Annotated in this window: 25 protein-coding genes; 18 read left to right on the forward strand and 7 right to left on the reverse strand. The window is 66.4% G+C overall.

The window, feature by feature from the left end; all coding sequences use genetic code 11:
* The first annotated feature begins 100 nt into the window (after positions 1 to 100).
* Positions 101 to 823 (forward strand): beta-ketoacyl-ACP reductase, encoded by a 723-nt coding sequence (locus ABNX41_RS02905; RefSeq protein ID WP_438668208.1) that lies wholly within the window; start codon positions 101 to 103, stop codon positions 821 to 823.
* A gap of 22 nt (positions 824 to 845) precedes the next feature.
* On the opposite strand, the gene trhO is transcribed toward ABNX41_RS02905, so the two are convergent.
* On the reverse strand, positions 846 to 1,757 hold the full coding sequence (trhO, locus tag ABNX41_RS02910; RefSeq protein ID WP_438668209.1) for an oxygen-dependent tRNA uridine(34) hydroxylase TrhO: 912 nt from the start codon (positions 1,755 to 1,757) through the stop codon (positions 846 to 848).
* Positions 1,758 to 1,907: 150 nt separating this feature from the next.
* On the opposite strand from trhO, the gene pncA reads away from it, so the two are divergent.
* Both pncA and pncB read left to right on the forward strand, forming a co-directional pair.
* Complete coding sequence (gene pncA, locus ABNX41_RS02915; RefSeq protein WP_438668210.1) at positions 1,908 to 2,519, forward strand: bifunctional nicotinamidase/pyrazinamidase; 612 nt, start codon at positions 1,908 to 1,910, stop codon at positions 2,517 to 2,519.
* Positions 2,520 to 2,592: 73 nt separating this feature from the next.
* A complete protein-coding gene (gene pncB / locus ABNX41_RS02920; protein WP_438668211.1) occupies positions 2,593 to 3,885 on the forward strand; it encodes a nicotinate phosphoribosyltransferase in 1,293 nt (430 codons plus the stop codon).
* Positions 3,886 to 3,898: 13 nt separating this feature from the next.
* On the opposite strand, the gene arfB is transcribed toward pncB, so the two are convergent.
* A complete protein-coding gene (arfB, locus tag ABNX41_RS02925; RefSeq protein WP_438668212.1) occupies positions 3,899 to 4,321 on the reverse strand; it encodes an alternative ribosome rescue aminoacyl-tRNA hydrolase ArfB in 423 nt (140 codons plus the stop codon).
* A 120-nt stretch (positions 4,322 to 4,441) separates the two neighbouring features.
* Between arfB and ABNX41_RS02930 the strand changes: the two genes are divergently transcribed.
* From ABNX41_RS02930 to ABNX41_RS02960, 7 genes are all read left to right on the forward strand, one after another.
* Complete coding sequence (locus ABNX41_RS02930; RefSeq protein ID WP_438668213.1) at positions 4,442 to 4,828, forward strand: transposase; 387 nt, start codon at positions 4,442 to 4,444, stop codon at positions 4,826 to 4,828.
* Positions 4,825 to 5,175 carry an IS66 family insertion sequence element accessory protein TnpB gene (gene tnpB, locus ABNX41_RS02935; protein ID WP_438668214.1) on the forward strand — a complete coding sequence of 117 codons (351 nt, stop codon included), beginning with the start codon at positions 4,825 to 4,827 and terminating at the stop codon, positions 5,173 to 5,175. Before ABNX41_RS02930 ends, tnpB begins: the two co-directional genes overlap by 4 nt.
* 101 nt (positions 5,176 to 5,276) lie before the next feature.
* Positions 5,277 to 7,526, forward strand: a complete 2,250-nt coding sequence (locus ABNX41_RS02940) for an AAA family ATPase (RefSeq protein ID WP_438668215.1) — start codon at positions 5,277 to 5,279, stop codon at positions 7,524 to 7,526.
* A 93-nt stretch (positions 7,527 to 7,619) separates the two neighbouring features.
* Positions 7,620 to 8,084 carry a DUF6634 family protein gene (locus ABNX41_RS02945; protein WP_438668216.1) on the forward strand — a complete coding sequence of 155 codons (465 nt, stop codon included), beginning with the start codon at positions 7,620 to 7,622 and terminating at the stop codon, positions 8,082 to 8,084.
* A 166-nt stretch (positions 8,085 to 8,250) separates the two neighbouring features.
* Positions 8,251 to 8,739 (forward strand): DUF6634 family protein, encoded by a 489-nt coding sequence (locus tag ABNX41_RS02950; protein WP_438668217.1) that lies wholly within the window; start codon positions 8,251 to 8,253, stop codon positions 8,737 to 8,739.
* 42 nt (positions 8,740 to 8,781) lie between these two features.
* The gene (locus tag ABNX41_RS02955) at positions 8,782 to 9,261 is read left to right on the forward strand and encodes an AAA family ATPase (RefSeq protein ID WP_438668218.1); all 480 of its coding nucleotides are present in this window, start codon (positions 8,782 to 8,784) and stop codon (positions 9,259 to 9,261) included.
* Positions 9,174 to 9,677: a hypothetical protein gene (locus tag ABNX41_RS02960; protein ID WP_438668219.1), complete on the forward strand. Its 504-nt coding sequence runs from the start codon at positions 9,174 to 9,176 to the stop codon at positions 9,675 to 9,677. Before ABNX41_RS02955 ends, ABNX41_RS02960 begins: the two co-directional genes overlap by 88 nt.
* Before the next feature lie 113 nt (positions 9,678 to 9,790).
* Here the strand turns inward: ABNX41_RS02960 and ABNX41_RS02965 are convergent, their stop codons facing one another.
* Positions 9,791 to 11,074, reverse strand: a complete 1,284-nt coding sequence (locus ABNX41_RS02965) for a DUF3422 family protein (protein WP_438668220.1) — start codon at positions 11,072 to 11,074, stop codon at positions 9,791 to 9,793.
* A 340-nt stretch (positions 11,075 to 11,414) separates the two neighbouring features.
* Here ABNX41_RS02965 and ABNX41_RS02970 point away from each other — a divergent pair, with 340 nt between their 5' ends.
* The 6 genes from ABNX41_RS02970 (at position 11,415) to hemG (ending at position 17,198) form a co-directional block, all read left to right on the forward strand.
* Entirely contained in the window at positions 11,415 to 12,323 is a 909-nt protein-coding gene (locus ABNX41_RS02970; protein ID WP_438668221.1) for a metal ABC transporter solute-binding protein, Zn/Mn family, read from the forward strand.
* The gene (locus ABNX41_RS02975) at positions 12,320 to 13,015 is read left to right on the forward strand and encodes a metal ABC transporter ATP-binding protein (RefSeq protein WP_438668222.1); all 696 of its coding nucleotides are present in this window, start codon (positions 12,320 to 12,322) and stop codon (positions 13,013 to 13,015) included. The genes ABNX41_RS02970 and ABNX41_RS02975 overlap by 4 nt, the downstream gene beginning before the upstream one ends.
* Positions 13,016 to 13,036: 21 nt before the next feature.
* The gene (locus ABNX41_RS02980; protein WP_438668223.1) at positions 13,037 to 13,852 is read left to right on the forward strand and encodes a metal ABC transporter permease; all 816 of its coding nucleotides are present in this window, start codon (positions 13,037 to 13,039) and stop codon (positions 13,850 to 13,852) included.
* A gap of 360 nt (positions 13,853 to 14,212) precedes the next feature.
* A complete protein-coding gene (locus tag ABNX41_RS02985; RefSeq protein ID WP_438668224.1) occupies positions 14,213 to 14,671 on the forward strand; it encodes a YbaN family protein in 459 nt (152 codons plus the stop codon).
* A 95-nt stretch (positions 14,672 to 14,766) separates the two neighbouring features.
* On the forward strand, positions 14,767 to 15,744 hold the full coding sequence (locus ABNX41_RS02990; RefSeq protein WP_438668225.1) for an SLAC1 anion channel family protein: 978 nt from the start codon (positions 14,767 to 14,769) through the stop codon (positions 15,742 to 15,744).
* Positions 15,648 to 17,198: a protoporphyrinogen oxidase gene (gene hemG / locus ABNX41_RS02995; protein WP_438668226.1), complete on the forward strand. Its 1,551-nt coding sequence runs from the start codon at positions 15,648 to 15,650 to the stop codon at positions 17,196 to 17,198. The genes ABNX41_RS02990 and hemG overlap by 97 nt, the downstream gene beginning before the upstream one ends.
* A 51-nt stretch (positions 17,199 to 17,249) precedes the next feature.
* Here the strand turns inward: hemG and ABNX41_RS03000 are convergent, their stop codons facing one another.
* Genes ABNX41_RS03000 through ABNX41_RS03015 form a run of 4 tightly spaced genes read right to left on the reverse strand, consistent with a single transcriptional unit; the run spans position 17,250 to position 18,888 of the window.
* A complete protein-coding gene (locus tag ABNX41_RS03000) occupies positions 17,250 to 17,423 on the reverse strand; it encodes a hypothetical protein (protein WP_438668227.1) in 174 nt (57 codons plus the stop codon).
* Complete coding sequence (locus ABNX41_RS03005) at positions 17,420 to 17,677, reverse strand: imelysin family protein (protein ID WP_438668228.1); 258 nt, start codon at positions 17,675 to 17,677, stop codon at positions 17,420 to 17,422. The genes ABNX41_RS03000 and ABNX41_RS03005 overlap by 4 nt, the downstream gene beginning before the upstream one ends.
* 56 nt (positions 17,678 to 17,733) lie before the next feature.
* Positions 17,734 to 17,955: a hypothetical protein gene (locus ABNX41_RS03010; RefSeq protein WP_438668229.1), complete on the reverse strand. Its 222-nt coding sequence runs from the start codon at positions 17,953 to 17,955 to the stop codon at positions 17,734 to 17,736.
* A gap of 30 nt (positions 17,956 to 17,985) precedes the next feature.
* Positions 17,986 to 18,888, reverse strand: a complete 903-nt coding sequence (locus tag ABNX41_RS03015) for a hydrogen peroxide-inducible genes activator (RefSeq protein WP_438668230.1) — start codon at positions 18,886 to 18,888, stop codon at positions 17,986 to 17,988.
* A gap of 104 nt (positions 18,889 to 18,992) precedes the next feature.
* Between ABNX41_RS03015 and ABNX41_RS03020 the strand changes: the two genes are divergently transcribed.
* Positions 18,993 to 19,631: a peroxiredoxin gene (locus ABNX41_RS03020; RefSeq protein ID WP_438668231.1), complete on the forward strand. Its 639-nt coding sequence runs from the start codon at positions 18,993 to 18,995 to the stop codon at positions 19,629 to 19,631.
* 62 nt (positions 19,632 to 19,693) lie between these two features.
* On the forward strand, positions 19,694 to 21,037 hold the full coding sequence (blh, locus tag ABNX41_RS03025) for a bifunctional sulfur transferase/dioxygenase Blh (protein WP_438668232.1): 1,344 nt from the start codon (positions 19,694 to 19,696) through the stop codon (positions 21,035 to 21,037).
* The last annotated feature ends 138 nt before the right edge of the window (positions 21,038 to 21,175 follow it).

The following is a 21,175-nucleotide window of genomic DNA, read 5'->3' on the forward strand; positions in this document are numbered from 1 at the left end:
GTAATTTTGCTGTGTGTGCGATCTGTTATTTGAAATAATGTTGCGCATCCGGGATCGGTTGGTTAGCAAGGGCAGAAGAGGATTCGAGGAGGAGGGAATCATGTCCAGAGTTGCACTCGTCACCGGGGGAACGCGCGGGATCGGCGCGGCAATCTCGGTCGCGCTGAAGGCGGCGGGCTATCGGGTCGCGGCGAATTACGCCGGGAATGATGAGGCGGCAAAGGCCTTTACCGCGGAAACCGGCATCCCGGCCTATAAATGGTCGGTCGCCGATTACGACGCCTGCGCCGAGGGCATCGCGCGGGTCGAGGCCGATCTGGGCCCGGTCGAGGTGCTGGTGAACAATGCGGGCATCACCCGCGATTCCATGTTCCACAAGATGACTCCGCAGCAGTGGAAAGAGGTGATCGACACCAATCTTTCCGGCCTGTTCAACATGACCCATCCGCTGTGGTCGGGGATGCGCGAGCGCAAGTTCGGCCGGGTGATCTCGATCTCGTCGATCAACGGGCAGAAGGGCCAGGCCGGTCAGGCCAATTACTCGGCCGCCAAGGCCGGGGATCTGGGCTTCACCAAGGCGCTAGCGCAAGAGGGCGCGCGGGCGGGCATCACCGTCAATGCGGTCTGCCCGGGCTATATCGCCACCGAGATGGTGATGGCGGTGCCGGAAAAGGTGCGCGAAAGCATCATCGCCCAGATCCCGGTCGGCCGCCTGGGCGAGCCGGACGAGATCGCCCGGGCGGTGGTCTTCCTGGCCTCGGACGACGCCGGGTTCATCACCGGATCGACGATCACCGCGAACGGTGGCCAGTTCTTCGTCTGACCTGGCCTGATCCGGCCGGGGTTCAGGGCCCCGGTCGGCCGAGGTGCCGGGTTCCGCGCGCCTCGGCCAGCCGGATCTGGCGCTCGCGCTCGCGGAACCGGGCGCGGTCGGCTTCGGAATATTCATCGGCGCAGGCCGGGCAGCGGACCCCGGCCTCATAATCGGGATGGGCGCGGTCCTCGGGGGCGACCGGGCGGCGGCAGGCCCCGCAAGAGATGTAATCCCCCGGCACCAGCCCATGCCCGACCGAGACCCGGCCGTCGAAGACATAGCATTCGCCCTGCCAGGCGGATCGCTCGGGCGGCACCTCTTCCAGGTATTTCAGGATGCCGCCCCTGAGGTGATAGACCTCCTCGACCCCTTGCGAGAGCAGGTAGTTGGTGGATTTCTCGCAACGGATGCCGCCGGTGCAGAACATGGCGATGCGCTTGCCCTCGAACCGGGCGCGATTCTCCTGCCACCAGCGGGGAAAGTCGCGGAAACTGCCGGTGCCGGGATCGACCGCGCCCTCGAACGTGCCGATCCGCACCTCGTAATCGTTTCGGGTGTCGATCACCGCCACATCCGGCGCGCGGATCAGATCGTTCCAGGCCCTGGGGTCGACGTAATGGCCGGTCGAGGCGCGGGGGTCGATCCCCTCGACGCCCATGGTGACGATCTCGCGCTTGAGCCGGACCTTCATCCGGCCGAAGGGCGGCGCCTCGGCCCGCGATTCCTTCCAGTCGAGCGCGGCAAAGCCGGGGAGCGCGCGGATATGGGCCAGGACGAGGTCGATCCCCTCGCGCGGGCCCGCGATCGTGCCGTTGATCCCCTCGGGTGCCAGCAGAAGCGATCCTCTGACGCCCGCGCTCTCGCAGCAGGCCAGCAAGGGCCCGCGCAGGGCGGCGGGGGCATCGACCCGGGCGAAATGGTAAAGCGCGGCGATGATGAACATTGCGGCGCAATGGACCGAACCGCGGGTGAAATCAAGGGCGGGGCGGGGGCGCCCGCTTGACGCGCGCTGCGGCGGCTCCTACCCCGGGGCAGGGAACCCGGTCCTGGCGGCCTGCGTTTTCCCGTCGGGGATCGGAGACAGGAGGCCCAGATGCGTGACGCGACCGAAGCCCTTATCGTGATCGACGTGCAGAACGATTTCTGCCCCGGCGGCGCTTTGGCCGTCAAGGAGGGCGACCTGATCGTGCCGGGGATCAACGCCCTGATGGACGAATTCCAGACCGTGGTGCTGACCCAGGACTGGCACCCGGCCGACCACAGCTCTTTCGCCGCCAATCATGAGGGCGCCGAACCTTATTCGGTGATCGAGCTGGAGTATGGCCCGCAGGTGCTGTGGCCGGTGCATTGCGTTATCGGCTCCGCCGGTGCCGCGCTGCACCGCGAGTTGCGCACCGATCCGGCGCAGCTTGTCATCCGCAAGGGCTTTCGCCCCGGGATCGACAGCTATTCGGCGTTTTTCGAGAACGACCGCCAGACGCCCACCGGGCTTGAGGGCTATCTCGACAGCCGGGGCATCACGCAACTGACGTTCGTCGGCCTCGCCACCGATTATTGCGTGGCCTATTCGGCGCTGGATGCGGTGAAGCTGGGGTTCAAGGCGGTGGTGCGCCGCGACCTGTGCCGGGGGATCGACCTCAACGGCTCGCTCGACGAGGCGCGGGCGCAGATGATCGACGCGGGCGTCGTGCTGCAAGAGGCCTGAGCGTCGCGCGGCGGCGCTGGACAGCGCGTTCCGGTGTTGGTTTAAAAGGGCCTTCCCGAGGAGGAGGCCCGAGATGGTCGATATCGCGACGCGTGTCCACAACCACAACTGGAAGATCGACCCGATCGTCCGGTCGCTGATCGACACCGATTTTTACAAGTTGTTGATGTGCCAGTCGATCTTTCGCAACCGGCCCGACACCAACGTGACCTTCTCGCTGATCAACCGCTCGACCAAGGTGCGGCTGGCCGAGCTGATCGACGAGGGCGAATTGCGCGAACAGCTTGACCATGTGCGCTCGCTCTCGCTCCGGCGCGGCGAAAGCACCTGGCTGCGCGGCAATACCTTCTACGGCAAGCGCCAGATGTTCCGCCCGGATTTCATGGAGTGGTTCGAGGCGCTGCGCCTGCCCGCCTATCACCTGGAAAAGCGCGACGGCCAGTTCGAACTGACCTTCGAGGGCAAATGGCCCGAGGTCATGCTGTGGGAGATCCCGGCGCTGGCGGTGCTGATGGAGTTGCGCTCGCGCGCGGTGCTGAAGGACATGCGCAAATTCGAATTGCAGGTGCTTTACGCGCGCGGCATGACCCGGCTTTGGGAGAAGATCGAGCGGCTGCGCGGGATCGAGGGGCTGAAGATCGCCGATTTCGGCACCCGCCGCCGCCACGGCTTCCTGTGGCAGGACTGGTGCGTGCAGGCCATGCGGGAGGGGCTGGGATCCGCGTTCACCGGGACCTCGAACTGCCTGATCGCGATGCGGCGCGACATCGAGGCCATCGGCACCAATGCCCATGAACTGCCGATGGTCTATGCGGCCCTGGCGCAAAGCGACGAAGAGCTTGCCCAAGCCCCCTATCAGGTGCTGGCCGACTGGCACGACGAACATGACGGCAACCTGCGCATGATCCTGCCAGACACCTACGGGACTGCCGGTTTCCTGGAGCGCGCACCCGCCTGGCTGGCAAGCTGGACCGGCATCCGCATCGATTCGGGAGATCCGGCAGAGGGGGCCGAGGTGGCGATCCGCTGGTGGCAGGCGCATGGCGAGGATCCGCGCAAGAAGCTGATCATCTTCTCGGACGGGCTGGATGTCGAGACGATCGAGGCGCTGCACGCCCGCTTCCACGGCCGGGTCAAGGTCTCGTTCGGCTGGGGCACCAACCTGACCAACGATTTCCGGGGCTTGGTGCCGGGCGACGCGCTGGCGCCGTTCAGCCTTGTGTGCAAGGCGGTTTCGGCCAATGGCCGACCCACGGTGAAGCTCTCGGACAATCCCAACAAGGCCATGGGCCCCGAGGCCGAGATCGCGCGCTACAAGCGCGTTTTCGGCGTGGGCGACCAACAGGCGAGCGAGGTCCTGGTCTGAGGCGGGGCGGGCCTTAGTCGTCCTCCTCGATCCGGCCGCGCAGGGACTTCACCTCGCCACGCTGCGATTTCGCCGCCAGCCGCCTGCGCTGGCTTCCCGCCGTCGGCTTGGTCGCGATCCGTTTCTTCGGCGCGACAAGGGCGGCGCGGATCATCTCGACCAGGCGGTCGCGGGCGATTTCGCGGTTGCGGGCCTGGCTGCGGGTCTCGTCGACCTGGATCACCAATGCGCCCTCGGCGGTCCATTTGCGGCCCGCGATGCGGCGCAGCCGCGCCTTGACCGGCGGGGCGAGATGGGGCGAGCGTTCGGCCTCGAACCGCAGCTCCACCGCGGTCGAGACCTTGTTCACGTTCTGCCCGCCCGGGCCCGAGGCGCGCATGAAGCTTTCGGAAAGCTCCCAATCGGCGATGGCAAGGTTTTCGGTCACATGCAGCATGGCGATGCGCTAAGGCGAAGGCGGTTCGAAGACAAGAGAAAGGTAAGCGGTGCAAAGACCCCATGTTTCCAAAAATCAATGGGTTAGCGATACTGCCTCTATCTGATCGTGGAGGTGACCATGCTGGACGAGAGCGTATCGAGCGAGACCCTGGTCTGGGGGATCGCGGTTCCGACGACCGCCAAAGGTCGGCGGTACTGGCCTAACGAGATCAAAGCTCTGGCGGCCGAGCGCGTGGGCGCCGGCAGCAGGATCGTCGATGTCGCCCGCGAGATCGGGGCGAACGAGTCCCTCGTCGCGAAATGGGTTCGGGCTGAACCGAAGAAACCGGGACCGAGCTTCATGGAACTGACCCTTCCCGGCGATGCCCATGTCCCGCTGAGCGCGACCGCCGTCGGCACGGCCGATCTGCGCATCCGCTTTCGTGATGTGGAGATCGCGGTCCCGCCCGGCTACCCCGTCGCGCATCTGGCCGAGGTACTGCACGCCGTGAGGGACTCGCAATGATCCTCCTGCCGAATGGCTTCCGCATCTGGCTCGCCACCGAGCCGGTCGATTTCCGCAAGGGCATGGACGGGCTGGCCGGGTATATCGCCAACCATTTCGACCTCGATCCCTTCTCGGGAGCGATCTACGTCTTCCGTTCGCGCCGCGCCGACCGGCTGAAGCTGATCGTCTGGGACGGCTCCGGCCTCGTGCTGGTCATGAAGCGGCTGAACGGCCAGCGCTTCGTCTGGCCGAAGGCCCAGGCAGGTCCGATCACACTGAGCCGGATGCAGTTCGACGCGCTCTTCAGCGGCATCGACTGGCGGCAGGTGGTCGCCCCCGAGATTCCCAAGCCGTCCTTCCTCTGAAACCCTTCCGCTGCCCCTTCCCGGGTTTTCCCTTCTCCGCCCCGGCCGGACCCCGATCCGGCCGACGATCCCACCTTGCCTATCCGAAAGAAAACATCACCATGTCCGACATTCCGTTCACCCAAGCACGGTTCCAGGAACCGCATTGGTCCCCCTTCGCCGAGGAGATCGTCACCCGCCTGCGGGTCACCCTTGCCGCGAAGGATCGCGGCTATGGCCGCGATACCATCCTGACCGCGCCAAGGACCAGGCCTGCCGACACATCGGCTGCTGATCTGTCTGCGGAGCATCGCAAGGCGGATGAGGAGAAGGTTGAAGACGAAGATGACGATCTCGATTGGCTGAAACCGTTGCCGGGCGAAGCCGCTGCGCAGGATGGAGGCGCAGAGGCGGCCCAGCCCGATCATCCTGTTTCCGGCCGGCAACTCCAGCTTGTGTTGCGGCTCGCCGCCACGTTCGGCGACCGCGAGACCTTCTTGCGCTGTCTCGCGCCCGGCGCCGTCACGATCCTGGGCGGTATGGTACTGGAGGAAGTCCGGCCGTTGCAGGATCTCCTCTGGCTCGGCCTGGTGCCGCCGGGCCATCGGATCGATCTGAAGCCCTCGCGCCATATCGTCGAGCGATGCGATCTTCTGCTGCTCGGCCCCGATACCGACGGCACCGGGATCAGCAACTACGCCTTGAAGGGCTTTCACGAGAGGCTCACGGATGCCCTGATGGCGCCGGTGCCGGTGCTGGTTCTCTGTCCGGACGAGGCTGCGCCATCGGCGGATCTTGCCCGCTACCTGCCGGCACCACGGCAGTTGGCGCCGCTCGACCGCGGGATCATGCTGCACCACCTGCGCCTGGCCTATCCCGATGCCGGGACGGACCTGGACGCTCTCCATGCCGCCCTGCCGGAGGATCGGCAACTGGCCGGGCTCTCCACGATCGGCCTGCATGTCGCGCTGCGTGCGCCAGATGTGATGGCGGCCGCCGGACGGCTGGCCGAATTCCTGACGCCGCCCGCCGACAAGAACAGCGGCCCGCGTCTCGAAGACATTTCCGGCGAAGGCGAGGCTTTGTCCGCCGCGCGGCAGTTGGTTGCCGATCTTGGCCTCTGGCAGCAGAAGAAACTGGTATGGGCCGACCTCTGCCGATCCTTGCTCCTCTACGGCAGTCCGGGCACCGGCAAGACCTGGCTGGCGCGCGGCATGGGGAACAGCGCCGGCGTCAGCTTCATCGCCACCAGCTTCGCCGAATGGCAGGCCGCTGGCCATCTTGGCGACATGCTGCGCACCATGCGCAAGAGCTTCGCGGACGCCCGGAAGCAGGCCCCAGCGATCCTGTTCATCGACGAGATCGACGCGGTCGGCTCGCGCGAGGACAGCGACCGGCATGCTTCGAACTACCGCATGCAGGTCATCAATGGCTTCCTGGAGCAGATGGATTCGATCTCGCGCGAGGAAGGCGTCATCGTGGTCGGGGCCTGCAACCATCCCGACCGGATCGACCCGGCGGTGCTGCGGGCGGGGCGGTTCGATCTGAAGGTCGAGGTGCCGCTGCCGGACGCCGCGGTGATCCTAGGCATCCTGTGCCGCCACCTTGGCGAGGCGTTCAGCGAGGAGGATCTGCGCGATCTCGCTCGCGCCGCTTCCGGCGCCAGCGCCGCGGAAGTGGATGCGGCGGTGCGCAAGGCCCGGGCCATGGTCCGGAGCGCGGGTCGCGCGCTGCGGCTCGACGACCTGCGGGCGCAGTTCGCGGCGACCGGCACGACCAGCGACGCCTGGGACCGGCGCGCCGCCGTCCATGAATGCGGGCATGCGATCACCGGCACGCTGCTCGGCACCGGCGAGGTGCTGCGGGTTCTGCTGTCCCGGGCCGGCGGCCAGACCACCCGCCGCTTGATCGAGCAAGGCGGGCTGGTCGCGGATCTGGAGGCGGAACTCGCCTATACCATGGCCGGGCGCGCCGCCGAGAGGCTGGTGTTCGGCGATACCTGCGCCGGGGCCGGCGGGCCGGAGCAGTCCGATCTTGCCCGGGCGACGAAGCTGGCGGTGTCGATCGACACGCTGTTCGGGCTCGGTGCCTATGGTCCGGTCTGGATTGATACCCCGCCAGAGGTTCTGTTGCGCGACCCTGAGGCCCGCGCTCGCATCCGCGTCCGGCTGGAGGCGGCCGAAGAGCAGGCCACGACGATCCTCGCCGCGCACCGGCCGCATCTCGAAGCCATGGCCGAGGCATTGGTCCGCGAGCGTGAGTTGATGGGCGAAGCGCTGACCGCCTGGCTGGAGCCGCTTCGCGTCAGCGGTCTGAATGCCGGACGTAGTGAGGGCGGTGACGAAGCCGGGGACGAACGGCTGGCTGGGTGATCCCTCACGGCCCACTGGCCAGCCTCCGGCCATCGCCCCCACGGAGGGTCAGCCCACCCTTTCCGCCTATCATTCCTGTTGGAAAACACCATCATGACACCTGACAACCGCACTGTGCTCGACAGGCTACTGACCGCCATCGCCGCCGCCGAGGCCGGCCCGTGCACCGAAGACCTCCTGCACGCCCCGAAGCTGGATCTCTGGCGCCCGGTCGTGACCCCGGGCGGCGTGCCTGCCCTCTGGGGCAGGGGCACCGGCCATCCATTGTTGACCTGCGACCGGGTTCTCACCTCGCAGTTGATCGGCCTCGATGCCGAGGACGGCTGGGCGCGGACCGCGTCCCGATGGTATGTGCTCGGGTCGCCCTTCGCCGTTCTCGAACTGGATATCGCCCATGCTCTCGGCATGAAGACCTTCGCCCCCGGCTTCATCCGCTTCGACCTGCCCGGCTGCCTCACCATCGACGACTTTGATGAACTGGCCGACCTGCTGGCCGAAGGCATCGAACGGATACGGCGGATCGACGCGGAAGACCGCATCCGCAACAGGAAGCACTGAGGCGAAGCACCCACGACCAGCACCAGTGCGTCACAGGCGATCGAGCAACTGGCAAATCCATGGGTGCCCGATCCGGCCGCCGTCTTTCCCACCCCTGACCCTTGCCGATCCGCGGTTCCGGCCGCGGGACGGCCCCCTTTTGCCAATCATCGATGGAGAAACCGACATGACACGGACACTCGACGCGGAGGATCGTGGCCGGCTCGACAGGATACTTGCTGTCATCGCCGCAACCGAGGTCGGCCCAACCGCCACGGATCTGGCCGATGCGCCTGTCCTTGATCTCTGGCGGCCGGTGATCTCGCGCTATGGGGCCGTCGGCCTGTGGGGTGAGGTCACCGGGCATCCGGTCCTCGGCAATGATGCGATCGTCACCTCGCGCTTGATCGCTCTCGATGCCGAGGCTGGCTGGGCGAGGACCGCAAGCCGCTGGTATCGGCTGGGCCGGCCCTTCGCCCGGTTTGAGGCCGATCTTGCCGCGAGCCTGGGCGCGAAGGATCCGCAGCCGGGCTTCCTGAGCTTCGAACTCCGGCACTTCGGGACAGTCGACGATCCCGGGCAACTGGTGAAATTGCTCGCGGCCTATATCGCCCAGATGCGCGCGCTTGATGCCGCGGATCGCGCCGCCCGCACCGATCAGGAGGACATGGTATGAAGCCCCGGGATTTTGCCTGGCTGGAGAAGCTTCCTCGAACAGATGGATAGCATCTCGCGCGAGGAGGGCGTGATCGTCATCGGCGCCTGCAACCATCCCGACCGAATCGATCCGGCGGTGCTGCGCGCCGGGCGGTTCGACCTGAAGATCGAGGTTCCGATCCCCGATGCCGCGGCGATCCTGGGCATCCTGCAGCGCCATCTGGGCGCGGCGTTCGATGCGGCGAACCTGTGCGATCTGGCCCGCGCCGCAGTCGACAGCAGCGCCGCCGAGGTCGATGCGGCGATCCGCAAAGCCCGCGCCACGGCCCGCAGTGAAGGGCGGGACCTGCGGCCCGCGGACTTGCAGAGGCTTCTCGGGGCCTCCGATCGGGCCGGCGAGCCTGGGATCGGCGTGCCGCCGTGCATGAATGCGGTCACGCGATCGCCAGCGCCGTGCTGGAGGCAGGCGAGGTCATCCGGGTCATGCTCACCAGGGACGGCGGCACGACCAGCCGCCGCCTTGTCGGCCACGCGAACCTGATCGGGGATCTGGAGGCCGAACTTGCCTATGCGATGGCCGACCGGGCCGCCGAGCGGCTGGTGTTCGGCGAGGTCTGCCCCGGCTCGGGCGGGCCGGAGCAATCCGACCTTGCCCGGGCGACGAAGATGACCGTCGCCATCGACACGCTGTTCGGGCTGGGTGTCCATGGCCCGCTCTGGATCGACGTCCCGCCGAAGGTCGTCCTGAGCGATCCGGAGGCCCGTGCCCGCGTCCGCGCCCGGCTGGAGGCCGCCCAAGAGCGCGCCACAACTATCCTTGCCGCGCATCGGCCGCATCGGGGCGCAGATCGACTGTCAGCCGTTCCATCGCCGAGGCCACGATGGCGAGCCGAGACCGCTGTCTCCGGTCAGCGGGGCTTCCTGATCCGCGATAGAAACGCCCCGTCGCATCGTTAGAGTCGGCTTCGCGGATTTCGGCGCCAAGGCCGAGCCGTGTTCCTGCGTGATCCTCGCTGTTTGGCCCCGAGATCGAGCAGGAGGCGGCAACGCCCCTCAAGGCGTCGCCGAGGTCAGTGCATCGCCCGCCGGATGCGCCGGATCATGAGCCAGACACCCACCATCACCAAGGGCGTCAAGAACGCCATGGTCAGCCCTTTCGAGAAGCCGATAGGCTCGGTGAGGGGCCAGGCCAGATAGGCCGCCAGATTGACCGCGTAATAGCTGATCGCCACGACCGAAAGCCCCTCGACCGTGTGTTGGAGCCGCAGTTGCAGGTCGGCGCGGCGGTCCATGCTTTCCAGCAGCTTCTGGTTCTGGGCCGAGCGCTCCACATCCACTCGTGTACGCAAGAGTTCGGCTGCGCGCTCGGCCCGTTCGGCCAGGCTGGCCAGGCGCGCCTCGGCGGATTTGACCGTGCGCATCGCCGGATCGTAGCGGCGCGTCATGAATTCGCCAAAGCTTTGTCGCCCGCCGATGCGGGCCTCCCGCATCGCCTCGATCCGCTGGTTCACGATCGCTTCATAGGCCGCCGTCGCCCCGAAGCGGAACGACAGCTTCATCGCCAGCCGCTCCAGCTCGGCCGAGATCCGCAAGAGGTCGTGCAGCAAGGCCTCAGGCGAGCGTTCGCTGCCGTCGAGCCCGGTTACCAGCGCCGCGAGTTCCGGGTCGATCTGGTTAAGCCGGGCCGAGAGCGCGCGCGCCCGCATCAGCGCCAGCATCGACATCGCGCGATAGGTCTCCACCTCGCACAGCCGCTGTACGATCCGGCCGATCCTGCGCCCGCCGGTTCCCGGCTGCACGAAGACCGCAAAGCGCATGTGCCCTGCCGGGTCGATGCGGAAATCCCCCGCCACCACCGCCGCCCCGTCGATCACGCGGCTTGCGGCGAGGCTTTCGGGCTCGAACCACTCCTCAAGCCGTGCCAGCATCTCCTCCTCGCCGGTGGGCATCGCCTCGACCCGGATCAGCAGAGAGACCAGCCGCTTGCCCGGCGCCTGCGCCAGCCAGTCAGCTGGAAAGACCTCGGCCTCGGCAGGGTCAAAGGGACGCTCGGACAGTCCGGAGCCAAAGGCGGAATAGGTCACGAATTCGGTATGGCTTTCCCATTTCAGATCATGCCGCCCGATCGGACCCGAGAAATGCGTGGCCTCGGGTTGCGGATGGGGCGAGCCGTGGCCATCGAGCAGAGCCAGCAGATGCGCGCGGTCCTGGACCCTGTCGCGGCCCGCAGCATTCATGGGTTCCTTGATCGCCAGATAGACCACCTGGCAAGGCGTCTCCAGCACCGGAAAAGGCCGGGCGTGAAGCTCGCTGACCAGCGCATAGCGCAGCGGATGATCTTCGGTCGTCTGCATCTGAAAGGGTCGGAAATGGGATCTGACCCTTCAATAGGGGCGGGCGCTGCGGCCGGTCCATGCGGAATGCCGGAATACCGGGGTATGCAGCGCGACTGTTGCGTTTCTGCACAAAACCCGCGGGCCTGGCCTGATCGTCGGCTTTATCGGAACGCGGAGGGGGGTGATGCGCGCCGCGGCGTTCATGCCTGGAAGTGAACCTGTTTATGGCCTTCTCTGCGGCGATCCGCCCCAGGGCGACGTGCGGGCGCCGCCTGGCCCTCGCTCGGTCGGGGGCGGTCGGCCATATACTCTCGTGGCATTCTGTCGCAGGGCAGCGGATCACCGTTGACGGCGGAGAGTGCCGGACTATGTTTGTTATGCTATAACATTACTGGAAAAGCACATGTTCCGTCGTTCCTTCATCGCATCCGCATTGATCGCGGCTGCCTGCCTTTCCGCCCCGGCATGCGCCGGAAGCGATCCCTTGAACATCGTCGTCTCCATACTGCCCCAGAAGGCGATGGCAGAGGAGATCGGCGGCGCGCATGTCGAGGTCCAGCTCATGGTCCCGCCCGGCGCCGCACCTGCGACCTTCGAGCCTTCACCGGCGCAGATGGCCGCGTTGCACTCCGCTGATCTCTATGTCGCGATGGGGATCCCGCACGAGAAGAACTGGTTGCCCCAGATCCGGGCCGCCCGCCCAGATATGCCGGTCCTTGCCTTGAACGAAAGCGTTACAATGCGCAGTATCATGGGACATGGCCAGAACGTGGGCCGGGAAATTCCCGATCCGCATATCTGGCTGGCCCCGCCCCAGCTTCGCCAGATCGCCGCCGCGCTGCGTGACAGCCTGAGTGCGCTGGACCCGTCCCGCTCCGCCGACTTCGCGGTCAACACCGAGGCCTGGCTTGCGCGTCTGGATGCCGCCGACCGGGACGTGGCCGAAAGGCTCGCGCCGTTCAGGGGAAGGGCCTTTCTCACGTTCCATCCTGCTTGGGGCTATGTCGCGGATGCCTACGGGCTGGAGCAGATCGCCATCGAGCAGCAGGGCATGGAGCCCGGGCCACGGATGATCGCCGCCGCAATCGACGCCGCGAAGGCCGCGGGCATCCGGGTGATCTTCGTGCAGCAGCAGTTCAGTTCTGAAGAAGCCGAAACGGTCGCGCGCGAGATCGGCGGGCAAGTGGTCCGGCTGGACCCGCTTGCCGCCGATCCGGTCGACAATCTTGCGATCGTCGCGGATGCCTTCGCGGCCTCTTTCAGATGACAGCCCCGCTCGCGGTCGAGGTCCTGTCCGTCCGGCGCGGCGGGCAGGCGGTCCTGCGCGACATATCCTTTACCGTGGACGGGCCGGGCATCCACGGGCTGATCGGCCCGAATGGCGCAGGAAAGACGACACTGCTGATGACGATCGCCGGCCTTGTCCAGCCCTCTGCCGGGCGGGTGCTGGCCTTCGGGCAGACGCCGGCGCAGGCCGCACCGAAGATGGGGCTGGTGCCGCAGGCCGCCGGGTTCGACCGCGGTTTCCCGATCACCCTGAGGGGGGTGGTGGAGACCGCACTGACCGGGCCGGGCCTGCTTCCGCGCCGGCAGACGCAGGCCGACAGGGGCCGCGTCGATGCGGCCCTGGCGTCGACAGGGACAGGCCATCTGGCCGGGCGGCGGCTTTCTGCGCTGTCGGCGGGCGAACTTCAACGCGGGCTGATCGCGCGTGCGCTGGCCGCCGATCCCGCGCTGCTGCTGCTGGACGAGCCGACCGCCAGCGTCGATCAGGCCAGCGCCGATGCGATCTTCGCCCTGCTGCGCGATCTGGGGCGCAGCACCACGATTCTGATCGTATCGCACGATCTGGCGCGGATCGCTGCAACGGCGGACCGCGTCTTCTGCCTCGGCCCCGCATTTCGCGAAGCCGAACCCAGTGCCGATGCGGCGCGCCTTGCCGCGCTGATCTTCGGCTGAGACATCCCGAGCGAGGATCCGATGGTTCTGCTGACATACTGGTTCATGCGGTGGGCGCTGGCCGCGGGTCTTGTCGCCGCGCTCGCCTGCGGGCTGATCGGTCCGTTCGTGCGCATCCGGCGTCTTGCCTTTCTGGCGGGCGCTGTCGCCCATTCGGCGCTTGGCGGGCTGGGTGCTGCCTATCACTACGGGTTTTCACCCGAGATCGGCGCCCTTCCCGCCGCGATCCTCTCGGCCCTTCTGATTGGCTGGCTCGACGATCGCGCGCAGGCGGAAGGGTCACGGCATGAAGATGCGCTGATCGGCGCGATGTGGGCCGTCGGGATGGCCATCGGCATCCTGTTCATCGCGCGGACCCCTGGCTACAATGTCGAGTTGATGAGCTATCTGTTTGGTTCGATCCTGACCGTGGGGCCGGGGCGGCTTGCCTTCATGAGCGTGGGCCTTGCCCTCATAGCCATCGTCGTGGTCCTGTTGTGGCGGCCCTTTGTCAGCCTCTGCCTCGACCCCGAGTTCGCCCGCCTGCGCGGCCTGCCGGTGCGCCTGCTGAACTATCTCCTGCTCGTCCTGGTCGCCGTTACCGTCGTCCTGCTGATTCAGGTCGTCGGGCTGATCATGGTGCTGGCGCTTGTGACCCTGCCTGCCGCGGTTGCCGCGCACTGGTCGCGCGACATGAAACACATGGTCGCCTTCGCCACCGCTTCGGCCGGGCTGGCGATCCTCGTGGGGCTGGCGCTCGCCGTGGCGCTGGACTGGCCGGCCGGCCCGGTCATCATCCTTACCTGCGCCGGATTGTTCGCGATCTCGACGGCGGTCGTGCGCCTGCGCGCCCTGTAGGCCGCTTGTGCAGGGTTCGCGCCTGTTTCTGGACCTTGCACGGCAGGCCGCAGGATCCGGATTGTGCATCATGCCCGGCATGACGACATGTCGTGCGTCACCCTGCCACGCCTGCCTGTCGGGTCAGAACGACAGGTTGTCGTATCGCGCCCTGATTTTCCCGGACCATTTGCTGTAGCAAGATCACGCAATTCCGCGACACGCGACCGTTTCAGGCAGCAACCGCCAGATGTCCTGTCGATTTGAAATCGAGAGAAAGGCTTGTCATCCAATGACCTTCAGGGTGTTCTCCGCTTGTGGCGTGCCTGTGGCTGCCGCACCCGCAACGCCGAAGCTCGGCCCGGACCAGGGGAGGCCGGAATGAAGAAAGACGCGAAAGACGCAATGGCTGCCGACGTGCCGATCATGTCGCGCGGGATCGTTCGTCACATGTTTCTCGCCTTGGGATTGCTGTTCGCCGGGCTTGCCTTTGTCGGCGTGTTCCTTCCGGTTCTGCCGACGGTGCCTTTCCTGATCCTTGCCGCGGCCTGTTTCGCGCGATCATCACCGCGTCTCGAAGGATGGCTTCTGGAACACCCGCGCTTCGGGCCGATGCTTGCCGCATGGCGCCTGCATGGCGCCATCCCGCTGCGCGCGAAATGGATGGCCCTGACGGGATCTGCCTTCGGGTTCGTCCTGTTCTTCACGCTGCGGGATCCGGGCTGGCCGCTGTCGGCGGCGGTTGCGGCCCTGATGCTTTCGGGCGTCGTCTACGTTTTCACCCGTCCTACGGCGCGATCGAAGCCCCTTCCATATGAAGGCATCGGCAAGATGCCGTGACTTTCCCGAGACCCGACGCATCACGCGCCTGCAATCCCCGGCAGTCGGCAACCGAGGCTGCCGCCTGACAGATCTGCTCATCGCAGGACCAGACAATGCCACATACCACCGCACATCCGGACGCGCCGGTCGCGCGACTTACACATCTTCCGCTTCCGCTCTTTGCTGCTCCGATGGGGTTCGGCGGCCTCGGCCTCGCCTGGCGCGAGGCCGCCAGGGTCATCGGCGCGCCGGCGGCAATCGGCGAGGCGCTTCTGTTCGCCGCGATGGCGATCTGGGTGCTTGTCGCGGTGCTGCATCTGACACGGATGATCCGGCATCCCCAGGCGCTGGCCGGTGATCTGAAGCACCCGGTGAGGTCGGCCTTCGCGGGCGCCATCTCCATCGGCCTCATGCTGATCTCCGGCGGGCTGATCCCTTATTCGCAGGATCTCGCGGCCGGGGTCTGGATCGTCGCGGTCGTGCTGCATGTGTCCATCGGCGTCCTTCTGTTGCGCACCATGCTGCGGGCGCCCAGGGAGGCCGCCGCGCTGACGCCGCCCCTGCTGATCCCGCTGGTCGGGAATATCGTGGCACCGATCTTCGGTGCGAAACTCGGCTTCGTCACCGCCTCATGGGCATTGTTCGGGATCGGCATCGTCCTCTGGGCCAGCGTCCAGCCGCTGCTGTTCGGCCGGATCTTCAACGGCCCGCCGCTGCCCGAAAGGTTGCGCCCGACCCTGGTCATTTTCCTCGCGCCGCCTTCGGTGGCCAGTGTCGCGCTCAGCCAGTTGACCGGAGTCTACGGGCCGGTGGCGCTGTCGTTCCTTGGCTATGCGACCTTCCTGATGCTGATCTATATCGCGATGCTGCGGGACCTGGCGTCGGTTCCCTTCGCGATGTCCTGGTGGGGGACGACCTTTCCGACCGCGACCTATCTCGTGGCGGCACTGTCGGCGGCCCATGCCTATCCTGGCGCCTGGGCGGAGCCGGTGCTGTGGATCGCGCTGCTGGCCGGCTCGCTGATCCTCGCCATCGTCTCGGCCCGCACGCTGAAAGCCGCCTTCGACGGCGAATTGCTCCGGCCGGAATGATGGCCGGAATGATGGAAGGACCGAGCCTGCCCCCGCGCGGCGCCATGACGACGGAAGGTGACGCAACCGGGGAGGCGTCGGCGGATGTTCTGGTCCTGGGCGGAGGGGTCAGCGGCCTGTCCGCGGCCTGGGGGCTGATGCGGGCAGGCCTGCGCGTGACCCTGCTGGAGGCGCGCAACCGGCCCGGCGGCGTCATCCGGTCCCGCCGCGACGGCGGCTGGCTGGAGGAGGCTGGCCCCAATACGCTCGCCGTCAGCCCGCAGCTTCATGCCGTGTTGCGGGATCTCGGTCTCGATGGCGCCGTGTTGCTGAGCGATCCGCAGGCGGCGCGGCGCTATGTCGTCAGCGGCGGCAGGCTGGAGGCGCTGCCGCGCGGGCCGCTCGGCCTTTTCGGCAGCGCGTTGCTGCGCCCGGCCCTGCCACGGCTTCTGCGCGAACCCTGGGTCGCCCGGGGCGTCGACCCGGATGAGAGCGTCGCGGAGTTCGCCGCCCGGCGCCTTGGGCCGCATGTGCGCGACCTGCTGGTCGATCCGTTCGTGTCCGGCGTCTATGCCGGCGATCCCTCCAGGCTGTCGATCCGCGCCGCCTTTCCGCGCCTGCATGCGCTGGAGGCGGAGCATGGCTCGCTCTTGCGCGGAGGGCTGTCTGCTGCCCGGCGGCGGCGCAAGGATGGGCCCAGGCTGCCGCCGGGCTGGCGCGGGCGGCTCCTCAGTTTTGCGGACGGATTGCAGGTGCTGACGGACCGGATTGCCGAGCGTCTGCGGGACGGGGGGGCGACGCTGCTTTGCGGGGTCGAGGCGGCGGAGGTCGCGCGCGACGGCGCTGGCTGGCAGGTCCGCGACCGGACGGGGCGCGTCTGGCGCGCTGCACATCTGATCCTCGCCACGCCGGCCCATGTCGGCGCGGGGTTGCTGCGGCAGCTGGATGCGGAGGCAGCGGCGCTGCTGGACGCCGTCCCCTATGCGCCGATGGCGGTGGTGACGCTCGGCTTCGGCCCCGGGGCGGGGGGGCGCCCGCTCGGCGGGTTCGGGATGCTGCTGCCGCGCATTGAAGGCCGGCCCACCTTGGGCGCGCTGTTTTCGTCGAGCCTGTTCGAGGGGCGTGCGCCCGCGGGCCACAAGTTGATCACGGCTTTCATCGGCGGGCGGCGGAACCCCTCTGCACCGGATCTGGACGACGAAACATTGCTGGGACTGGTGTCGAAGGATCTGGCCGATCTGCTGGGTCTGGATGCGCCGCCGCTGCGTTGGAACCTGCGCCGCTGGCCCGCGGCCATCCCGCAATACGAGATCGGGCATCTGGAACGGCTCGACCGGCTCGACAGCCGGTTGGCTGCGCTGCCCGGCCTCTATCTGACCGGCAACTGGCGCGGCGGTATCGGCGTTGTGGATTGCCTGAACAACGGCCTGAGCCTGGCCGGGCGGATCGAAACGGCGATCCGGGCAAGTGCCTGACGGCGCCCTCCCGGTCCGTTGCCGGTCGGTTGGCGGGCTGGCTTGCAAGGGTCAGTTCAGACCCAGCTTGCCGTAGAGCGTGGACAGATCCTCGGCGAGGGTGTTGATCGCCGCCGAGACCTCATTGCGGTCCGCGTCGGTCAGTTCGAGACAGGAGACATAGCCGCCCTCGCCATTCTCATACTGCTTCACGATATCGAAGATGTGGGTGAAGTTGTCGTTCACCGGGCGGGGAACTCGGCCTCGGTCCCGGCGATCAAAGGCCGGACCAGGTTGACGATTTGATAGGAGCCTTGGGTGTTGGCCGTTAGATCCCACGGCTCGGTGCGGGAACGGCGGTTCTCTTCGCCCGAGATCTTGAGAAAGGCCACTTCCTCCATCAGCACAGCCGCACCGCCCACGACTTTCTCTGGCGGGAAGGTCAGCGCCTCGATGCGGGCGTTCAATTCGGTCACGTCGGCCAGCAGCCTATCTTCCACCGGCTCCAGCCGTTCCGTGTTGTTCTCGAGCCAAGGTTGTATGCAAACCTGTTTGATCACGCCAAGACGCGCGGCGCGCCCATCATCAGGTCGATGACCTCCGGCGCGGTGACGATCTCGTAGCCGTCCACCATCTGTCCGGCGGCATAGCCGTTGTGGATCATGCAGGACTTGCAGATCCCGATCCGGCCGCCGCCGCCGAGGAATTTCTCCAGCAGATCCGGAACCGGCTCGAAAGGCTTCCTGTTACTAAAACCCTGTCCGGCATGTGCCGACATATCGGGACATACGCGAGCTGAAACCATGTTTCAGGCAGAAATCGTCGCAGCGTGCACCTCTCGAAACAGCGCGGATATCTGCCGGAACGCTGCCGCATGCGGCGATCCGGGTCGCCAGGCCAGCACCACCCTGCGCGGGCATGCGCCGGGCAGCGGCAGAAGCGCGATCTCGTGCCCGCGCGACGCGCCCGCAGCGATGGCGAGATCCGGCAGCAACGTGATGCCCAGGCCTTCCTCCACCATCGAGATCAGCGTCGGCAGGCTGGTCGCGGCGAATGTGTCGTCGGCGCGCAGTTCTATCCCCGGAAAGGCCGACAGAGCATGGCGCTGGAGGCAGTGACCGCGCTCCAGCAACAGAAGCGGGGTGCGCGACAGATCCTCCGGGGCAGCGGCACCCCTGGCGGCGAGGAGATGGCTTTTGCTGACGGCAAGCTGATAGCCATCCGAAAACAATGGCTCGACGACCGCGTCGCCCAGATCATGGGGAAGCGCGACCAGGATGATGTCGAGGCGCCCCTCGGCCAGGCCGGCGGCGAGGCTTTCGGTCAACTCCTCGCGGAGGAAGATGCGCAGCTCGGGCCAGCGACGCCGGATCCGGGGCAGGGCGCGCGGCAACAGGAATGGACCCACAGTCGGGATGGCGCCAAGACGGACCTCGTTCTGGAATGCACCGCTGTGCTGGCGCGCCGCCGCCTCGATATCCTTGACCTCGGCCAGTATCCGGCGGGCACGCGCGGCAATATCCTCGCCCGCCGGGGTCAGCATGACCGATTGCCGTGTGCGCTCGGCCAGCGCAACGCCAAGCCGCCCCTCAAGTTCTTTCAACCCGGTCGAAAGCGTCGGCTGCGTCACGTTGCAGACCTCTGCCGCGCGCGAAAAATTCAGCGTATCGGCAAGTGCGGTCAGAAAGCGAAGTTGGCGAAGGCTGGGCATATTATTGAAAATCCAGATTACAATTAGTCATATAATTAATTTCATATATATGTGCAAACCTCTTACCTCTTGGTCATCGCAAACACGAACCCAGAGGTTTCCAGATGACCGACGCCCCCACCCTGCCGCGGCTGAACGAACCGGCGCCCGATTTCGACGCACCGACCACCCATGGCCGCAAGACGCTGGCCGATTTCCGCGGAAAATGGCTGGTCCTGTTCTCGCACCCGGCAGATTTCACCCCGGTCTGCACCACCGAATTCATCGGCTTTGCCAAATTGCAGGAACAGTTCGCCGCGATCGGCACGCAACTTCTGGGCCTGTCGATCGACAGCACCCATTCGCACATCGCCTGGACGCGCAACATCAAGCAGAATTTTGGCACCGAGATCGGCTTTCCGATCATTGCAGATCTCAGCATGAAGGTTGCCCATGACTATGGCATGATCATGCCGGGCGCCTCGGACACGGCTGCGGTACGGGCCACCTTCGTGATCGACCCCGAGGGCGTGCTGCGTGCGATGCTCTACTACCCGATGAATGCAGGCCGGTCGGTGGCGGAAATCCATCGCCTCGTCGTCGCCCTGCAGACGGCTGACGCCAATGCCTGCGCCATGCCCGAAGCCTGGGTGCCCGGCCAGCCGGTCATCGTGCCGCCTCCGAAAACCCCGGAAGAGGCCGAAGCGCGCGCCGCCGAGGGTTACAATACGGTCGACTGGTATTTCTCGACCCGCACTCTCTGAACATCAAGGCAGGGGCATCCTGCCCCTGCCCGACCTGACCTGCGCTGCGAAAGTCCGCCTTCATGACACCGATCCGTATCACAGACAGCTTCTTCATCACCGGCCAGATCCGGGCTGCGGATATGCCCCGGATTGCCGCGATGGGGTTTGTCGCCATTCTCAACAATCGCCCCGATTGCGAGGAAGCCGACCAGCCCGATCATGAAACCATGCGTCAGGCGGCCGCCGCCGTCGGCATGGGTTATCTCTGGCTGCCGGTGACCGGCTCCACGATCAATGGCGAGGTGGTGGAGACGTTTCGCACCATGCTCGACGCCGCTTCGGGACCGGTTCTCGCGCATTGCCGCTCCGGCGCGCGATCCTTCACCCTATGGGCCATCGGCGAGGTGCTTGCCGGCCGGATGACATCCGAAGACCTGGCCGGGTTCGCGCAGGTCAAGGGATGTGACGCAAGCGGGGCGCAGAACTGGCTTGCACAGGATGCCCAAGCAAGGGCCCAGCATCTTCCACGAAAGGAACCTCAGATGTCCGCAAAACCCGAAGTGACCGGGTTCTTCGATCCGCGCACCTGGTCGGTTCAATATGTCGTAGCCGACCCTGCCACAAAAGACTGCGCGATCATCGACCCGGTCTATGACTACGATGAGAAATCCGGCCAGACCGGAACGGAACATGCCGATGAGATTCTGCGCTTTGTCTCTGACAAAGGCTATCGCGTGCAATGGATCCTCGACACCCACCCCCATGCCGACCATTTTTCCGCCGCGCATTACCTCAAGGAAAAGACCGGCGCGCCCACGGCCATCGGCGCAAAGGTGGTCGAGGTGCAAAAGCTGTGGAAAGGCTTCTACAATTGGCCCGACTTTCCCGATGACGGCCGCCAGTGGGACAGGCTCTTCGCCGATGGCGATACCTTCATGGTCGGCACGATTCCGGCGCGTGTCATGTTCTCGCCGGGGCATACGCTGGCCTCGATCACCTATGTGATCGGCGACGCCGCCTTTGTCCACGACACGCTGTTCCAGCCTGACAGCGGCACGGCGCGGGCCGATTTCCCTGGCGGAAATGCCAAAGCTCTGTGGAACTCGATTCAGGCGATCCTCGCATTGCCTGACGAGACGCGCATCTTCACCGGACATGACTATCAACCCGGCGGGCGCGAACCGCAGTGGGAATCGACCGTGGCCGAGCAAAAGGCCCACAACATCCACATGTCCAGATACCGGACCGAGGCGGAATTCGTGGCAGTGCGCGATGCGCGCGACGCAACCCTGCCGATGCCGAAGTTGATCCTTCACGCCTTGCAGATCAACATGAATGGCGGGCGCTTGCCCGAGCCGGAGTCCAACGGCAGGCGATATATCAAGCTACCGCTCGATGTGCTGACGGGCGCGGACTGGGGTTAAATCGCCCATGTAAAGCGCCACGGCCGGACAGCCGCCGCGGGGCGCGAGTCCGCAGGGGCTGATGCGGCAGATGATGGAACAGCACGGCGTCGGGGTGCAGGTCTGCGCCATCTATCTGCCCGGCAAAGGGGCGGATGC

The sequence above is a fragment of the Pseudogemmobacter sonorensis genome (genome assembly GCF_042762395.1).
In the GTDB taxonomy this organism is placed as follows: Bacteria; Pseudomonadota; Alphaproteobacteria; order Rhodobacterales; family Rhodobacteraceae; genus Pseudogemmobacter; species Pseudogemmobacter sonorensis.

Bases quoted from the DNA above. Each gene is read 5' to 3' on its own strand.
- ABNX41_RS02930 (WP_438668213.1), top strand. From the start codon at position 4,442: ATGCTGGACGAGAGCGTATCGAGCGAGACCCTGGTCTGGGGGATCGCG.
- tnpB (WP_438668214.1), top strand. From the start codon at position 4,825: ATGATCCTCCTGCCGAATGGCTTCCGCATCTGGCTCGCCACCGAGCCG.
- trhO (WP_438668209.1), bottom strand. From the start codon at position 1,757: ATGTTCATCATCGCCGCGCTTTACCATTTCGCCCGGGTCGATGCCCCC.
- ABNX41_RS02950 (WP_438668217.1), top strand. From the start codon at position 8,251: ATGACACGGACACTCGACGCGGAGGATCGTGGCCGGCTCGACAGGATA.
- ABNX41_RS02990 (WP_438668225.1), top strand. From the start codon at position 14,767: ATGCCACATACCACCGCACATCCGGACGCGCCGGTCGCGCGACTTACA.
- ABNX41_RS02985 (WP_438668224.1), top strand. From the start codon at position 14,213: ATGAAGAAAGACGCGAAAGACGCAATGGCTGCCGACGTGCCGATCATG.
- ABNX41_RS02905 (WP_438668208.1), top strand. From the start codon at position 101: ATGTCCAGAGTTGCACTCGTCACCGGGGGAACGCGCGGGATCGGCGCG.
- pncB (WP_438668211.1), top strand. From the start codon at position 2,593: ATGGTCGATATCGCGACGCGTGTCCACAACCACAACTGGAAGATCGAC.
- pncA (WP_438668210.1), top strand. From the start codon at position 1,908: ATGCGTGACGCGACCGAAGCCCTTATCGTGATCGACGTGCAGAACGAT.
- blh (WP_438668232.1), top strand. From the start codon at position 19,694: ATGACACCGATCCGTATCACAGACAGCTTCTTCATCACCGGCCAGATC.
- ABNX41_RS02980 (WP_438668223.1), top strand. From the start codon at position 13,037: ATGGTTCTGCTGACATACTGGTTCATGCGGTGGGCGCTGGCCGCGGGT.
- ABNX41_RS02955 (WP_438668218.1), top strand. From the start codon at position 8,782: ATGGATAGCATCTCGCGCGAGGAGGGCGTGATCGTCATCGGCGCCTGC.
- ABNX41_RS02940 (WP_438668215.1), top strand. From the start codon at position 5,277: ATGTCCGACATTCCGTTCACCCAAGCACGGTTCCAGGAACCGCATTGG.
- ABNX41_RS02945 (WP_438668216.1), top strand. From the start codon at position 7,620: ATGACACCTGACAACCGCACTGTGCTCGACAGGCTACTGACCGCCATC.
- ABNX41_RS03010 (WP_438668229.1), bottom strand. From the start codon at position 17,955: ATGTCGGCACATGCCGGACAGGGTTTTAGTAACAGGAAGCCTTTCGAG.
- ABNX41_RS03015 (WP_438668230.1), bottom strand. From the start codon at position 18,888: ATGCCCAGCCTTCGCCAACTTCGCTTTCTGACCGCACTTGCCGATACG.
- ABNX41_RS03020 (WP_438668231.1), top strand. From the start codon at position 18,993: ATGACCGACGCCCCCACCCTGCCGCGGCTGAACGAACCGGCGCCCGAT.
- ABNX41_RS02975 (WP_438668222.1), top strand. From the start codon at position 12,320: ATGACAGCCCCGCTCGCGGTCGAGGTCCTGTCCGTCCGGCGCGGCGGG.
- ABNX41_RS02965 (WP_438668220.1), bottom strand. From the start codon at position 11,074: ATGCAGACGACCGAAGATCATCCGCTGCGCTATGCGCTGGTCAGCGAG.
- arfB (WP_438668212.1), bottom strand. From the start codon at position 4,321: ATGCTGCATGTGACCGAAAACCTTGCCATCGCCGATTGGGAGCTTTCC.